We start from the raw sequence: 16,073 nt of genomic DNA, 5'->3' as shown, positions 1-16,073 counted from the left end.
CTTAACCGGAAACATCGCCCAACTGGATGCCTGACGGTATGAAATGGCGAAGCTTGCTTTTGCATTCGCCGATCCACTGCGGGCACTGCCTCATGCAGATAAGCAGGATAGCCATACGCATTCAGCAGCCTCGGGGAATGATTCCAGTCATTATATTTCGCTCAGTTGTTCAAACGTCAGCCGGACCAAGCTTTACCGTGCAACAGTCGCCGGCATCGCAGCGTTGGTCGCCCCCGCCACCATTTCACTTCCCAACACGCAATGCGACTGCAGCGACAAATACCCGGGGTTATACGCCTTCGCATCTTTCTTCGGCAGCGTATAAGCAATCCGGCATTGTTCGACCGGGCCATTTCCCCACTTCACCGTCAGCGCTCCCTGATCCTCAAGACCCCGTGCAAATATTCTGCTGTCCTGACCGACCACACCCACGCTCTTGCCTTGTTCGTCTTCCACACTCGCTCCAAATGGTAACGTCCCACCACCCAGTTTCGGCGCCTGAATCAATGCAGCCCGACCACTCACCGTCTCGTACTTCATCATCACTATAGAGCCTGCACGCGGCGCCACTTGCGCTGACGTCGATTTAAATTCGACATCGGTGGACGTGCCCTTCGGATCAATATCCACTTCGTTCATGGTGTAAGGCGACAAGTACGGAACCACCGCATAACCGCGTGAATCCACCTTCGTTCCCGGCGAACTCGTCACCATCGCACCGGCTGCAGCAGGCGCCTCTACAATCCCGATCGTGTCGCCCACCGTCTGCGATAAAGTCACCCCGCCCGGATGCGCCACCACCGAACCCTGCACGCCGGCCGACACCTGACGCGTGCCGCCACCCGCGCTCGCCGATGCATTCAACGTCGCATAAGGCGCCCGATACGTCGCGCTCAAACCCGCGTTGCCGTTGTTGGCCGAACTGCCGCCCGCGTTATACGTACCATATCCGTTGTACGAGAACTGGTTCGTTTCACCCAGCGAACCACTCACGTTCGCCTGCATGTTCGTCGCGCCGTCGGAGGTATGCGAGGCGGTCGTGGTCAGCATCGGCGCATGCGCCTTGTGGCCCAGCGGAATAGTGGTGCTCAGCATGAATTCGTTCGACATCTGGCCGTCCATCGACCGCGTGCGTCCAGCCGTCAGGCTGTACGTTCCGTACTTGAACGCGTTGGTGTAGCCGGCCTGGAACAGCGTGTCGTTACCACCGTGGTTCCAGTAGTTCTGCGACGAACCCGTCACGAACATCGTGCCGTGGTCGCCCAGCTTTTGATTGATCGACACCTGCATGCGGTTACGCTGCCGATAAACCGAGTTGATATCGCCACCGTGATCTGCAATATCCCGCACCGACGCGGCATCGTTCAGGTTCATGTAACCCGCCGTCGAGAAGCGGTACGCCGCGACCGACACGTTCGTATCTGTTGCCGCGATGAACTTGCTGTAACCCACGCGCAAGCTCGTGCCGTGCATCGACTGCGCGTTCGGGATGCTGGTGAAGGCGCCCGTCACGTCCATCGAGAATGCGCCGATACCCGTGTTCAACGCACCGCCCACGTTCACTGCACCGTACCCGCTCGACGCGACCGCGCCGCCGTAAACGGTGACCGTGTTGGTCAGGCCGCGCTGAATCGTGAACTGGGCGAAGACGGGTTTCGTATCGAGCGAATCGTTGCGCAACTGGCCGGCGGTCGCGCTGAAACGCGTGACGCCGGGGCGCAGCAATTGCGCCACCGACGCAAACGGCACCGTGAATTCCTTGCTGCGGCCATCGGCTTCCGTCACGGTCACCACCAGATCGCCGCCGTAGCCGGTCGAGTAGAGATCGTTGATTTCAAACGGGCCCGGCGCGACGTTCGTTTCCTCCAGCACCTGGCCGTTCTGACGGATCGTCACGCGGGCGTTCGTTTCCGCGGTACCACGTACGACCGGCGCGTAACCGCGCATCGATTCAGGCAGCATGCGGTCGTCGGTGGCCAGTTGCACGCCGCGAAACGATACGCTGTCGAAGATCTCGCCGGTCGTGCTCGTATCGCCCACGGTCAGTTGTGACCCGAGCTTCGTCACGTCGCGCTGCGCGTAGGTCGCGATGTTGTCGAATTGCGTCTTTTGACCGGTTCCGGTCGATATCGACGATTGGTGGCGGATATGCCACGCGCCAATGTTCAGGCCGGCGCTCAGGCCAAGATAGCTCTGGCTCGAACCGACGCCCGAGCTCGCCGTGTGATACGTGTTCGCGTTGTAGCTGATGAAACCACCGTTGACGCCCTGGTCCCATTGTTCGGGCGGCACATAACCGCGTGCCGAGTTCTTCATGAACGCTTGCGGCACGCTCAGTTCGAGCGTCTGCTGCGTGAAATCGAAATCGACCGTTGCGCCCGGTACGATGGCGCCAATCTCAGCGCAGGTGTCGGCGTTGGCAGTAGTTGTTGCCGCAGTCGTTGCCGCGCCACGTCCCGCGGCCGCATCGGCCTTCGCCAGATCCACGCCCGCGCGCTGCAACAACGCGCGGTTGAAACAAGGCGTTGAGCCCAGCTTGCCGTCGGTTGAAACAAAGCGGATGTCTTCACGCGCCAAACGCGCGCCATTCACGATCAGGTCGACCGAATACGTTCCCGGGGTCACCGCGTTGCCGCGCGTGAAACGGCTGGTGTCGATGGCCGTGCCCGCGTCCCCGCGCAGATACATGTTGTCGAAACTGACTTCATCGATGGCGCCGGTCTGGGTTTGCGGCGTTGTCGCGGCCTCCGCCACGGCTTGAGAAATCGCACCGCACGCCATCATCGAGAAAGCGATCGCGGCAAGCGGCTTCAGGCGCAGCCGGAATGCGACCGGGTACTGAGCATTGAATGCGGTTTGAGCAGCGAGTTTCATGATTCAGCCTGCGATGGTTAGGTCAATTCAGACGCGACTTGACCCACCGGGCTGTTCGGGACAGTCCGTTCGGTAAAACGCGTGTTGAGTGTTGGGGGAAGGCGTCGGCTCGATATGGCCCGCGACACCTTCAATTCGCCCCGGTGCGGGGCGAAGCCTTACGGCGAGTCTTGCGGGGCCTTACGGGGCAATAGGTGCTTCGAACGGCAGGGCGCCGCCGAAATCGCTGATACCCTGGTACTTGACGTGCGCGTTGGCAGGAACCGTCTTCAGGTTCTTGATCGGGAACTGCGCGGTGCCGCGCGGCTCGACCATGCCGCCAATGTCGTTCGTATAGGTCTGGCCTGCACCCACCACGTCGATCTTGCTGAACGACACGTAGTACGCCGTCGGGTTCGTCGCCTTCACGTCGTAGCCCTTGTTGTCGGCTGACGGTACAAGCTTCCAGGTCACCTTTCCGGCCGCTTCGTCGGCCGTGCCGGGCAAGCCCTTCGGACGCGCAAACACCTTGATGCGGGTGCGAAACGCAAACTGCAGCGTGTTGGACTCGGTGCTCTTCGCGGTCTTGGGCGGCACGTCGAGCACGTTCAGCCAGAATACCGACTCGCGGTCCTGCGGCAGCGCATCACCCGTGTACATCATGCGCAGCGTCTGCGATTTGTTGGCATCCATGCGAAAGATCGGCGGTGTCAGCACGAACGGCGCGCTCGCTTCACTCGGCTTGGCGTCCGCATTGCCCTTGTCCATCCATACCTGCACCAGCGACGGTTCAGCGCGATTGTTGGTCAGCTTGACCGTCACCTCACGATTTTCAAGGGGATACACCACCCGCGTGCCGCTCACGGTCACGCTCGCGCCCGCACTGCCGGCCAAGAGGGCTGCGACCAGACCCAAACCACATGCAATTCGACTAATGGACTTCATGATTGATGTTTCTCCGTGAAAAACGTATCTCGAAATTTCGGTAAAAAAACAGGCATCTGCACCCCGCAGATGCCTGCTGATACGGCTTACTGGTAGTCGACCGTGTACTGGACCGAGGTGTTGACCGGGCCGGCTGTGGCCTTGCCGGTGGCGTAGTACTCAGCGAAGTACTGCAGGTTCGCGGCACCCGACACGATTGCGACACCGTTGCCTGCCAGGTCGTTGTTTGCGCCTGTGACCACGTTGATGGGCAGACGCGATGCGTTGAGCAAACGAACCTGAACGTTCTGCGCACCGGCCGGTGCCTGGTTCGTCAGATAACCGGTGCTCTGGTCGATCGTCGGGCCATTCTCGAAACGGGCGACTGCCTTCGTTTCGGTCGAGCAGCCGCTCAGCGCAAAGGTCAGATCGGTCGCGCCTGTCGTACCGGCCGTTGCGCCTGGGGCACCCAGCGTGCTGTCCGTCACCGTCGGCAACGTGACGTTCTTGTCAGCGGCGCCAGCCGCTTTTGCATCGATCGAGCAAGTCGTATCGGTCACGGCGCCCGTGAAAGTGATCGTGCCGTCAGCAGCGCTTGCACCGGTTGAAGCGAGCGCCAGGGTGGCCAAGGTTGCAGCAGCAGCGAGGGTAGAGATGAAGGATTTCATGAACGTTTCCAATAGAGAAATGAATGTGGGTTTGTAGACACTTACAGCGCTTAGGACTACTTCGTCCCACGATGCTGAGCGCGCAGTGCGAGCCACCTGTTTTTTCATCGTCTGGATTCGTGTGGGAGGCGATGAACCGGTTCGTCTGCGAGTGAATGAATATTAAGACCGGGCACCTCAGATGACCCTCGGAACTCTCCGAAAGAATTAGGACAAAACTGAGAATTCCTAAAAACGAAATGGAGAGTGTGTGAGGGAGGCGATGCGCGTTTCTGAAAGCAAAAAGGCGTCCGCAATGCGGACGCCTTTTTGAGGTGAGACTTTTCGGGAGGCTGTGCTTAGCCGGTGGCGTGGCTCGTTATGACGAACTGCTCGCGGCACGCAAGGTAAGGTTGCGTGTCTCGGGTGCCCATGCAATGGATACGATCATGCCGATCAACAGCACGCCGGCCAGGACCATCATCGTGTAGTGAAACCCGATTTCCGCGATACCCACCGGCAACAGGAACGTGCCGATCGCTGAACCAAGCCGACTGCATGCAATAGCCAGCCCGACACCCGACGCGCGTACTTCCGTCGGAAAGCATTCCGGCGGGAAGACGCCAACGAGATTGCTGAACGCCGACATGGTCAGGGTGAAGACAGCGAACGCAACAATCATGGCGAGCGTGGCGGACGACGGCAGCAAACTCATGGCCACGAGCATTGCGCAGGTCACGGCAAACGATCCGATCAGGAAGTGTCGACGTGGCAATTTGATCGTCAGCCAGATTCCCAGCACCGCGCCGATCACGAGCACGGCATTGAGCAACAGGTCCGCACCGAAACCGTTGCTCAGCCCGATCACCTTCAGAATACCCGGCAGGAACGTGTAGATGGCGAAGTACGGAATGACCAGACAGACGAAGAAACCGCAATTAAACAGCGTCCGGCGGATCAGGTCTGGCTGAAACAGCCGCCCGTAGCCTTGTTTCGTATGGATGCCGGCAATTGCATCCTCTGCGTCGAGTATCACGTCGGGACCGAAATGCTTGCGCACGATGTCGTGCGCCTCCTTCGCCCGTCCCTGGCCAAGCAGCCAACGCGGCGACTCCGGCGTACCGATACGCAACAGCAGCACGATGAACGCAGGAAGACTCGCGGAGGCAAGAAGCCAGCGCCACGCGTCCGGTGATGCGTCTCCATAGGACATGCCGAGCACATTCGCCACGACATAACCGATTGTCCACACCACACTGAACGAGCCGAGTAATGCACCACGATGCTTGCGTGGCGAAAACTCAGCGAGAATGGCATGACCGACCGTGAAGTCACCCCCCATTCCAAAGCCGATCAACACCCGCAACGCGAAGAGCTCCATAGGTGAGGTAGCGAAGAATTGCAGGAACGCCGCTACTGTGATGATGACAAAACTACTGAGAAAAATGCGCTGGCGACCGAGTCGATCCGACAGCCGGCCAAATACCAGGCTGCCAAGGAAAATCCCGATCAAAGCGGAACTGCCAATTGCTCCCATCCAGAATGAATCGAGTGGCATCTGCCGGTTCATCGATGCCAGCGCGTATCCCACCGTGCCGAGCGCATAACCCTCGGTGAAGTGCGCACCAAATGTCAGGCCCGCAATTTTCATGTGAAACCGGTTTAACGGAATGTCGTCGAGTAACACCGGTTTCGGCGTCTGCGGCGCTTGCGTACGGACAGGCGTTGTGCCCGCATGAGGCGGCGGACTGATCGGGAATGCACTGCTTGACGTGTCCTGATGACTCACTGCGTCTCCTTACCTATATGTTCTTCAATTGCGCTGATGCCGGCTATGCGCGGGCAGCGACACCGCCTGGCGCATAGCCGGCACCTTTCGGCGTTCAGCGGTCAATGCCCATCAGGCCGCTGATCATCATGTACTTCATTTCCATGTATTCATCGAGGCCATACTTTGATCCTTCACGGCCAAGGCCTGACTGCTTGACGCCTCCAAACGGCGCCACCTCGGTCGATATGATTCCTTCGTTGATACCCACCATGCCCGTCTCGAGTGCGTCGGCCACCCGCCACGCGCGGCCCAGGTCGCGCGTGTAGAAATACGCGGCAAGTCCGAACGGAGTGTCGTTGGCAAGCGTGATCGCTTCCGCCTCCGTCTCGAAGCGGAAACAAGCCGCCACCGGTCCAAACGTTTCTTCCTGAGCGATCAACATGGTGCGGTTCGCGTGAGCGAGCACCGTCGGTTCGTAGAACGTCCCACCCAGCGCATGTGGGCGTCCGCCGGTCAGTACTGTCGCGCCCTTGCTCAACGCGTCCTGGACGTGATCGCCGACCTTCCTGAATGCGGCCTCGTTGATGAGCGGCCCCTGATCGACTTCCTGCTCGAGCGCGTCCCCTACCCGAAGCTTGCGTACTGCCTCGGTCAGCCGTTGAGTGAATGCGGCGTACACGCTCGCCTGCACGAAAAAACGGTTCACGCATACGCAGGTCTGGCCCGTGTTGCGAAACTTCGATGCCATCGCGCCTTGTACTGCAGCGTCGAGATCGGCGTCGTCGAACACAATGAACGGCGCGTTACCCCCGAGTTCCAGAGAGAGCTTCTTTAACGTGTCGGCGGATTGCGCGGCGAGTAGCTTGCCTACACGCGTCGATCCGGTGAATGACAACTTGCGCACTGCGGGCGATGCGGTCAACGTCGCGCCAATCGCAACAGCGTCTCCGGATACGACGTTGAACACGCCCGCCGGGATGCCGGCTTGCGCCGCGAGCACAGCGAGTGCCAACGCGCTCAACGGCGTTTCCTCGGACGGCTTCAGCACCATCGTGCAACCAGCCGCCAACGCGGGGCCTGCTTTGCGCGTGATCATGGCAAGCGGGAAGTTCCAGGGCGTGATGGCTGCGACCACGCCGACCGGCTCACGCGTCACGATAATCTTCGAGCCGGGTTTCGAACTCGGGATCACATCTCCGTAGCTGCGTTTCGCTTCTTCGGCAAACCATTCGAGGAAGCTTGCGGCGTAGGCCACTTCGCCTTTTGCTTCCGCGAGCGGCTTGCCTTGCTCACGCGTCAGCAGTTCGGCGAGCGCATCGCGATGCTCCAGCATCAGTTCGCCCCAGCGCCTGATGCGCGTCCCACGCTCTTTCGCGGTGAGTGAGCGCCAAACGGGAAACGCAATCTCCGCAGCGCGGATGGCTTGGTGCGTTTGCGCTACGCTGGCCTTCGCGATATGTGCGATCACTTCTCCCGTAGCTGGATTGCGGACGGCGTAAGTCTCGGCGCTTTTGTGCCAGGCGCCATCGATGTAATGCTCTTTGCGAAGCAGATTCATGCGGCGTCCTTCATCGGTTGAACGAATTCACCTTGTGGCGCGCGAGATTCGCGTGCGGTACGACGCCCGGCCGTGTAGTCATTGATGACATCGCACGGCGTGTAGTTGCGCTCGAGTTCGTACAGTTCGTCCGCGTCCAGGTGGGTGCCGAGCGCACTGAGCGCGCTATCGAACTGGGCAGGTGAATCCGCACCGACCAGCATGCTGGCGACGCCATCGCGCTGGAGCACCCACGCCTGCGCGATTTGCGCCGCGCTCACGCCACGCCGTTTCGCCACGCGCGCCACCGACGCCGCAATCTCCCGTGACGCCGCGTCGCCGTACATTTGCGACGTGAAGAAGTCGGTCTGGTTGCGCGTGGACGCGGAGTCGCACGTCAGGAGACCGCGCGCCAGCGGGCTGAAGACGGACACGCCCAATCCCTGGTCGGCGCAATACGGCATCATTTCTCGCTCTTCCTCGCGGTATGCAAGATTCAACTGCAACTGCATGTTGATAGGCTTGTGCCAGCCATGCCGCTCGCAGATCTGGACAATCTTCGCCAGTTGCCACGTGTACATGGTCGATACCCCGATATAACGCGCCTTGCCCGAACGGACGATGTCGTTCAGCGCGCCCATGGTTTCCTCCACGGGCGTGGCGGTATCGAAGTAATGCAGCATGTAGATGTCGACATAGTCCATGCCCAGCCTCCGCAACGATGCGTCGATACCGTCGAGCACGTGTTTGCGCGAATGACCACCGGCGTTCTGATACAAACCCATGTCATAGCCGACCTTGGTCGTCACCACGATTTCCTCGCGCCGCGCAAGACGTCCGAGAATGCGGCCGACGACTTCTTCTCCGACGCCGGCCGAATAGAAATCCGCCAGGTCGATGAAGTTCACCCCGGCCTCCAGCGCGTGGCGGACGATTGGTTCACTCTTTTGTTCGTCGAAAATCCACGGCTTCCATTGCGGGGTGCCCATATTCATGGTGCCGAGACACAGGCGCGATACTTTCAGGCCTGACTGGCCAAGACGGACGTATTCCATTCTTTGAGTCTCCATGAGGCGTGGCGACGGTTGCCGACGCACGGCACCGGCACGCTGATTTTCAGAGGGCGGCCTGCATTAGAGGGCTGCCTGCGGCAAGCGGGGTGTGTAGAAGGGATTCGATACTTCACGCGCGGCCGCGAACACGTCTTCCTTCGACGGCAAGCCGAGCATGGCGGCCTTGAGAGCGTTTTTCGTCGCACGGTAGTTGTTGCGAAAAACGGCGTCGAGATCGTCGGTAGACGGGTTCACCCAGTTCGCCGTTACCACCACCCAATCGTTTTCCGCTTCAGGCGGCAATGTGCCGTCTTCGAGCGATTCAGCGACGGCCTTCGCAATGCCTGCCTGCGACGCCCCCCAGGTTGCGTTGCCGTGAAATTCACCGGCAATGGGGGCCTTGTTGACATACAGCGTGAGCGGTTTGGTCGGCACCCCAGGTTGCGCAATGACGACAAACGGCGCGTGGCCGGCCGAAGGCGTAGCAAGTGCGGTGGCGAACGCTTGGCCCGCGGGACCGTTGCGCGGCCCGACGAGCACGTTGATGTGAGCGAGATTGACGCCCGGGCCTTCAAAGCCCTCGCCAATATGGAGAGTGCGGCCGGTTTGGGGTGTTGGCATGGTGGCTTCCGTTCATGGAGTGGATCGATGAACAGATTGTGCGAGCGCACGCCGATAAGGAGGAATCGACGATTCGTGCGGATGGGTATGAGCGCCGCTCAGATCAGGGAATGCCCTGACTCGGGAACACGACGATCAGGACGAAGGCGACGTCATCGGCTGACGGCCTTCAGGCCTGCTTGCGTTTATCATTCGGCGGGCGGGATCGCGCTGTAGCGATCGAAGAATGCGCGATGCGCTTGTTCATTCACGCCGGACGGGTGCACGTCGGTTGAGGCCGGCCGGTGCTCGAGCATGGCTTTCGGCCGAATCGGGCGGAGCTGGAAGCCGCCGCCGCAATTAGGGCACACGTTGCTGAGCCGGGACAACACGCAGGCTTCGCAGAATGTGCATTCGAAGCTGCAGATCATCGCGTCGCGCGCGTCCGGCGGCAGCGCTTTTCCACAGCATTCACAAGAGGGACGCAAGGCAAGCATGATCGATATCTCCTTTTTTGCAGTTTAGGGTCGGAGTGCCCGCTTGCCTTGCCAATCTGCCCACGATTTACGTCAGCACGCCCCACATGACAAGCGTCAACGCGAGGCCGACTACCGAGACGATGGTTTGCAACACCGACCAGACGTAGACGGTCTGCTTCAGCTGCAAGCCGAAATACTCGCGGATCATCCAGAAACCGGCGTCGTTGACGTGGCAGAAAAACACCGAACCCGCGCCGATCGCCAACGCCAGCAGCGAGTTGTGGGTCGCGCTCAAGCCCGCCACGACCGGGGCGATGATCCCCGCAGTGGTCGTGGTCGCGACGGTCGCCGAGCCGGTCGCCTGCCGCAAAGCCACCGCAATCAGCCAGGCCAGCAGGATCAGCGGCATGTGCGAGCCGATGGCGATCTTGCCGATCGTCGTGCTGATGCCGGCGACAACCAGCGTCTGCTTGAGACCGCCCCCCGCGCCGATGGTCAGCAGCAAAGCGCAGATCGGCGGCAGGCTTTTGCGCAGGATGCCGCCCACCCGGTCGCGCGGCATGCCGCGTGACCAGCCCAGCGCGACGATCGCGAAAAGAACGGTGAGCCCCAGGGCGATAAGCGGCTCACCGAGAAAATTGAGGGCATCGAAGAGAAAGGTTTCGGGCTGAATTGCCAGTTTCGCCACCGTTCGGCCAAGCATCAGGACGACAGGCAGAAGAATGGTCAGCAACGAGATGCCGAAGCTCGGCGCGTCGAGCGCTCCGTTTGCATCGACTTTCGATGAAAACAGCTTGCCCATTTCCTCCGGCTCCTCCACGTGCATGCGGCGCGACAGCCATATGCCATAGACCGGCCCGGCGAGAATCACGGCGGGAATGGCGATGATGAAACCCAGCCCCATCGTGATGCCAAGGTCCGCGTGCAGCGCGCTGACCGCAATCAGCGGGCCCGGGTGTGGCGGCAGCAGCGCGTGCAGCGTTGTCATGCCGGCCAGCGCGGGGATCGCGATACGCAGGATAGGTTGCTTCGAGCGGCGCGCCATCACGAAGATGATCGGCACCATCATGACGAGACCCACCTCGAAGAACAGCGGCAAGCCGATGATGATGGCCACCAGCGCCATCAGCCACGGCAACGTGCGCGGCGTGGAGTGATCGAGGATGGTGGAGACCAGCCGGTCCGCCGCGCCCGATTCCGCCATTAGCGCACCGAGCATGGCGCCGAGCGCGATGATGATGCCGACATCCCCCAGGATTCCGCCCGCCCCTTTGCTGAACGCGCTCGCGACGGCTTCCAGCGGCAAGTTCGCCGTGAAACCCGCGACAAAAGTGCCGACGAGAATTGAGAGAAACGGCGCAAGTTTCAGCGCGCTGATAAGAACGATGATTGACGCCAGACCGAGCGCGCATGCGATGAGAAGACGCGTGTCGTGGGCGGACCACGCGGCGAGAGTCGAGGTCAGATGCACTGAAATGCCCTTGGCTAAGTGGAGAGGGTGACTGGTTTGTCCGTTGCCCGGTTGTCCGCGACGGCCGGTATTGATAAATCAGGTCGCAGGCTTCGTACGGTCGCCGGATTTTACGAGTGAATGCTTACAAAATACTTGGGGGTCTTTCGGGTCGTAGGGGTTTGGAGGTGATTTTTAGGGGGTGAGGATGGCGTTTGATTGGAGGTAGTCGATTTGGTCTCGTTCTCTCGTTCTTTAACGTTTTTAGCGAATACGGGACGGACGCGAGTGCGCGCTTTACAACTTCAGCTCGTTGAATGGGTTAAGGGGTGCGCCTTACTCCTTACTCTTTGTTCGATTCGTTCCTCCGTTCTTTGCGTCTTGAAGTCCGTGGTCGATTAATAGCTTCATCGAAATGACCTTTCCAAATTAGCGCGGTAGCTGTCGCATATGGCGTTTATCGCGTCTAATAATTCTAACTATTATAATTTCAATCTAAACCGGCGATTGTGGCGAGCATTATGACTGCGGTCGCCTGCACGGGGAGATACGCTTTTAACAAGTGGAGGTGCGGGTATAGCGAATTTCCGTGGCGGCGGGGTCGGAAGTAGCGGCGAACAAGCGCCTGTAGATAACGTTCCGGCCTGTGGATCACTCCAGACATTTCGAATTTGACCCGGGCGTTCGGAATCGGGATGCCCCCAAAGCCTCCAATTTGCACTCCGCCGATGTTCCATTCCCACAACCGCCAATAGGGCATCTGCGCGGATCGGATGCGAATCGGGGCTGACTGATCAAGTTTTGTCCCGACTTCCGAGCCGGGCGCCTTCCGTCCCTTGGACAGCTACCTCAGAATTAGCCGCACGTGGACTTTATGCGCATAAAAGCTCCGCCTCCTTGACGAATTTCATGGCTCCACGCCGACTCGCGGTCGCTTTCTGCCAGGCGAGGTACTCATCACGGCCGCAACGGTTCCGGCACAAGCGAACGTCGATCATCACTGAGCGGGGCCGACGGACCATGTACTAACGTCGCCGTGTGAGAGGCCATCGATCGAGTCCAATCGGCCTTCTGTAGCGAGCCCGCACTCTCACCCAAATGGCTCGAAGAGGCTGGTGGGATTGCCGAAACATCCAAAGAACGGACCGAGGCCCAGCAGCCAAATCCAAGGTTTCCGACTCAATCCGACTCGAAACATGGCCGGAATTGTTGTCGTTGCCGCCCGAAAAGCTCATCCCGGCCAACGCGTGGCTTGAATCGGCAACAGTCGGATCGACGATTCTCGGCACGGTGATCGGCGGTGCGCTGGAATCGCATCAACTTCATTAGCGCACGGGCCAAATATCAAAAGCCCCTCAACCGCTTCGCAGGACGGGTCCATAGATTTCAATGCTGGACAACAGCATCGGCGCATAGCCAAGCAACTCCAGCGCGGGGACTTTATGCGCATAAACCCCACAGAAAATCGGCCAAACGGCCAACCCGATGAGTTATCGCTAGAAAAATTGAGTTTTCAATGTAAAATTCGAAAAGCTAAATTTGGGAGCAAAACGTGGCAGCTGAAATCATTGCGATCACGCAGCAGAAGGGCGGAGTAGGAAAAAGCACGATAGCAATGCATCTAGGCGCGGCGTTTCACGAGAAAGGAAAGCGGGTGCTCGTCGTCGATGCGGACGGGCAAAATACCCTGGTCCACTGGGCCAGTGCTGCGGCCGACGAGGCCAGCGGCATCCCGTTTCCTATCGTGAACCTGTCCGAAGCAGGGGCCCAGATTCATCGAGAGATCAAGAAATTCGTCAACGACTACGACATCATCGTCGTTGATTGCCCGCCCTCAATTACGGAAAAAGTATCGGGCGTCGTCCTTCTCGCTGCGACGGTTGCCATTGTCCCGACATCGTCGTCACCTGCTGACTATTGGTCCAGCGTGGGCCTCGTCAAACTCATTCAGCAAGCACAGGTCATGAATGAAGATCTGCGCGCAGTGTTTCTCCTCAACAAAACCGAGGAGAAACGTATGCTGACGCGCGAGCTGAAGCGTGCGCTGGAAGAATTGGGGTTCCCTCTGCTGAAGACCCAGATTCCGACCCGCGAGTGCTACAAGCAGGCGATGGCGCTAGGCCAGACCGTACTTCAGATGAGCGACCGCGGCGCGCGACTGGCCGCCATTGAAATACGTGCGTGCGCTGACGAAGTTCTCGCCATGCTTCCCTGACTTTATGCGCATAAAGGATCCCGAATGAAACCTACCCAGTTCGCAAAAGGCTTCAAAGCCCGGCCGGATACGACCAGCAGCGAAAAGCGCACGGCCCTTGATCGCATCAATGCTATCGACGAAATCGTCAATCAAGAGGCGGGGAATGACAAGCAGGTCACCGGCCGCTCCAGCGCTTACACCGAAGATGAATTCCACGACGACCCAGCGGCGCAGGAGTCGGAAAACTTCCAGGTGTGGCGCCGGAAAAACAGGTACGTACGCGGCCAGGTCATTGAGTTGCCGCTAAAGGCCATCAAGCCGAGCCCGTTCAACCCCAGGCATTTTTATCTGAAGGCGTCCATCGCGGAATTGGCCGTCAATCTGGCGAAGCAAGGCCAGCAGCAAGCCATTCACGTGATTCCCGATCACGAAAACCCGGGCACTTTCTTTGTTAGCGACGGTGGCCGCCGAGTACGGGCGCTGAAGGAAGCCAATAAAGAAACCGTGAAGGCGATTGTCATCGACCTTCCTATTGGCATCGAAAGCTACAAGCTGGGTTATGACCTAAACGTACAACGGGACTCGCAAACCGTCTTCGATAACGCCATCGTCTGGAAGCGTTTCCTCGATGAAAAGCACTTCCAGAGCCAGCGAGAACTCGCCGACCACCTGGGCCTCGACGAATCGACGATCGCCGTCGCTTTAGCTATCGCGAAGCTACCCGAGAACGTGATGCATGAGATGGTCGCCCGGCCGGATCGATTTGGTTCGAATATGGCTTATCAGGTCTCACGCTTTCATACGGCGCGCGGCGCAGATGCCACGCTGCGGTTGATCAACAAAATTGCATCGGATGATCTGAGCACCCGACAAGTCGCTGACATTGTGAAAGGCCGTGCAAGCGCACAAGAAACGCCCAAACCCGCAGGGCGTCAACGCTATGCGCAGCGGTTGGAAATCAAGCTGGACGGGCTTGCCGTGGGTGATCTCAAGACGTATGGAGACGACAGGCTCGAGTTGCGCTTACGTGGTTTGTCGAAAGACAAACGCGACGAAATTCTTCAACAGATAGAGAAGATGCTGCAAGCGGATACGGTAAAACGATGAAGCAACCTGGATAACGGCGCACGAGAAAGCGAATAGGGGCACCAAGGGGGCACAAGCGCGACTTCAGCTACCGGCCCCCTTAGTACCAACACCTCTAACGGGGTTCTTAGGCGGCACGACCCTGATTCAACGTGAATGCCAGCAGATCGCCGTCGGTCGGCTCCCCCCAAGTCTTACGCGCAAGCCAGTCGAAAAACGAGGTTTCGCCCATTTTTGAATCGAGACCCCGCTTCCGCCAATCGTCACGCATGTGTGTGCCGAGCTCCGGCAACACATCTTCCTCAAAGGTCTGACGGGCCAGCTCCCGTTCAGACTCACCTTGTTCCTCGTATAACGAGCGTGCTTCCTTCCGGCGAAACACGGAATATTCGCTCAGCAAACGCGCCTTCAGGTCGTCCGCTGGCGCTCCGTTGGTTTTCGCTGGAGCCGCTACTGCCGGCAATGCTTCGACCTGGGGTGCATATCCCTTCTTCAAAGCGTCCTTGAAAAGCGCCGCCGCACTTCGCACCGGGGGCAGCGACGTGCTTCGCATTCTCTGCTCAGTCATTTGCAACGCTGAACGAATTCGGTTTTCCTCACTGTCCGCGTAAAGTGTTTGCGCATCTTTCAGCGGAATCCCGATTTTCACCATGCGATCGACCAACGTACTGTCGAACACATTCGGATGTTCATCGAGTGCAAGCATAGGCTGCTTGCGCTCGGTCACGCGAAACTGAATTTCAGCTACCCGCCGGCCTTCCCTGTGCTCGATCAACTCGACAAAGATGTTGGTAACGGCATTGACTTCCGCGATCGCGGGCCGAAGATAGTCGCGCTTGAAATATTTGTACTCGCGCTTGGCTTCGTCGCCCGCTTCGGTGTCGGGCGTTCCTGAGAGGATCGGCCGCCACCATTCCCAAGTCTCGCGCATAGTGAGATGGCTCGGATTCGTCAGATAGCGGACGCAGATTTCGTACAGCGCAAGGCCCGCGCTGCTGCGGAGCTGACTTTGAAACTGCAGACTCAAGCGCGCGTATTGCACCGGGTCAAGCAGCTTTTTCTTGATCTTTGGGGCGAAGGAAAACTCGACCCACACCCGCCGCGTGGCGGGGTCTTCGAGAATTTCGGCGTCTGCGATCAACGTCGATATGCCCCACTTACGCCCAGGCTTCAGACTCGACGTGCCTGTACTCCACTCAACCTGCACCGACACCATGCGGCGCAAATGCTCTTTCACCAGCGCGGTATCGTTGGAATCGAACGCCGCATTCGCGACAATGTCCGATAAAAGCGCGCGATAAGTGTCCCCGGATTCGTCCGCCTGCTGAGCGACCGCCAGCAGCACATTGAATAACTTGCGAGTCAAAAGCGTGATCTTGCCGCTTTTTGGCTGGATAGCGATGGCTTCGACGGCTTTTCGCAGCTCCGCCGAACTCGGACTCACTATGTCGGTCTTCTTCGCGCGTTTGGTTGCCAT

At 59.2% G+C, this 16,073-nt stretch carries 12 protein-coding genes; 2 read left to right on the top strand and 10 right to left on the bottom strand.

Features of this window, described 5'->3' with window-relative positions; translation table 11 throughout:
• Window positions 1–192 precede the first annotated feature (192 nt).
• The 9 genes from ACSQ8V_RS18550 to ACSQ8V_RS18510 all read right to left on the bottom strand — a co-directional run bounded on the left by ACSQ8V_RS18550 (window position 193) and on the right by ACSQ8V_RS18510 (window position 11,334).
• Window positions 193–2,874 carry a fimbria/pilus outer membrane usher protein gene (locus ACSQ8V_RS18550; RefSeq protein WP_436206693.1) on the bottom strand — a complete coding sequence of 894 codons (2,682 nt, stop codon included), beginning with the start codon at window positions 2,872–2,874 and terminating at the stop codon, window positions 193–195.
• Window positions 2,875–3,054: 180 nt separating this feature from the next.
• Window positions 3,055–3,798, bottom strand: coding sequence for a fimbrial biogenesis chaperone (locus tag ACSQ8V_RS18545; RefSeq protein WP_436206692.1), 744 nt, complete (start codon window positions 3,796–3,798; stop codon window positions 3,055–3,057).
• An 86-nt stretch (window positions 3,799–3,884) separates the two neighbouring features.
• On the bottom strand, window positions 3,885–4,445 hold the full coding sequence (locus tag ACSQ8V_RS18540; protein WP_436183237.1) for a fimbrial protein: 561 nt from the start codon (window positions 4,443–4,445) through the stop codon (window positions 3,885–3,887).
• 358 nt (window positions 4,446–4,803) lie between these two features.
• Entirely contained in the window at window positions 4,804–6,213 is a 1,410-nt protein-coding gene (locus ACSQ8V_RS18535; RefSeq protein WP_213764334.1) for an MFS transporter, read from the bottom strand.
• A gap of 94 nt (window positions 6,214–6,307) precedes the next feature.
• A complete protein-coding gene (locus ACSQ8V_RS18530) occupies window positions 6,308–7,753 on the bottom strand; it encodes an NAD-dependent succinate-semialdehyde dehydrogenase (RefSeq protein ID WP_436206691.1) in 1,446 nt (481 codons plus the stop codon).
• Complete coding sequence (locus ACSQ8V_RS18525; protein WP_436183234.1) at window positions 7,750–8,787, bottom strand: aldo/keto reductase; 1,038 nt, start codon at window positions 8,785–8,787, stop codon at window positions 7,750–7,752. Before ACSQ8V_RS18525 ends, ACSQ8V_RS18530 begins: the two co-directional genes overlap by 4 nt.
• A 78-nt stretch (window positions 8,788–8,865) precedes the next feature.
• The gene (fae, locus tag ACSQ8V_RS18520) at window positions 8,866–9,405 is read right to left on the bottom strand and encodes a formaldehyde-activating enzyme (protein WP_436183233.1); all 540 of its coding nucleotides are present in this window, start codon (window positions 9,403–9,405) and stop codon (window positions 8,866–8,868) included.
• A gap of 188 nt (window positions 9,406–9,593) precedes the next feature.
• Window positions 9,594–9,881, bottom strand: coding sequence for a DUF1272 domain-containing protein (locus ACSQ8V_RS18515; protein ID WP_436206690.1), 288 nt, complete (start codon window positions 9,879–9,881; stop codon window positions 9,594–9,596).
• Window positions 9,882–9,948: 67 nt separating this feature from the next.
• Entirely contained in the window at window positions 9,949–11,334 is a 1,386-nt protein-coding gene (locus tag ACSQ8V_RS18510) for a GntT/GntP/DsdX family permease (protein ID WP_436206689.1), read from the bottom strand.
• 1,531 nt (window positions 11,335–12,865) lie between these two features.
• Here ACSQ8V_RS18510 and parA point away from each other — a divergent pair.
• Both parA and ACSQ8V_RS18500 read left to right on the top strand, forming a co-directional pair.
• The gene (gene parA / locus ACSQ8V_RS18505) at window positions 12,866–13,528 is read left to right on the top strand and encodes a ParA family partition ATPase (protein WP_062085299.1); all 663 of its coding nucleotides are present in this window, start codon (window positions 12,866–12,868) and stop codon (window positions 13,526–13,528) included.
• 24 nt (window positions 13,529–13,552) lie between these two features.
• A complete protein-coding gene (locus ACSQ8V_RS18500; protein ID WP_436206688.1) occupies window positions 13,553–14,617 on the top strand; it encodes a ParB/RepB/Spo0J family partition protein in 1,065 nt (354 codons plus the stop codon).
• 106 nt (window positions 14,618–14,723) lie between these two features.
• Here the strand turns inward: ACSQ8V_RS18500 and ACSQ8V_RS18495 are convergent.
• Window positions 14,724–16,073, bottom strand: a 1,350-nt coding sequence (locus ACSQ8V_RS18495; RefSeq protein ID WP_213764327.1) for a replication initiation protein, incomplete at its 5' end; no start/stop codon positions are given.

The organism is Caballeronia sp. LjRoot31 (assembly GCF_964253885.1).
Classification (GTDB): Bacteria; Pseudomonadota; Gammaproteobacteria; order Burkholderiales; family Burkholderiaceae; genus Caballeronia.
The sequence above is the reverse complement of the archived record's forward strand: the minus strand, read 5'-3'. Positions and strand labels throughout refer to the sequence as shown.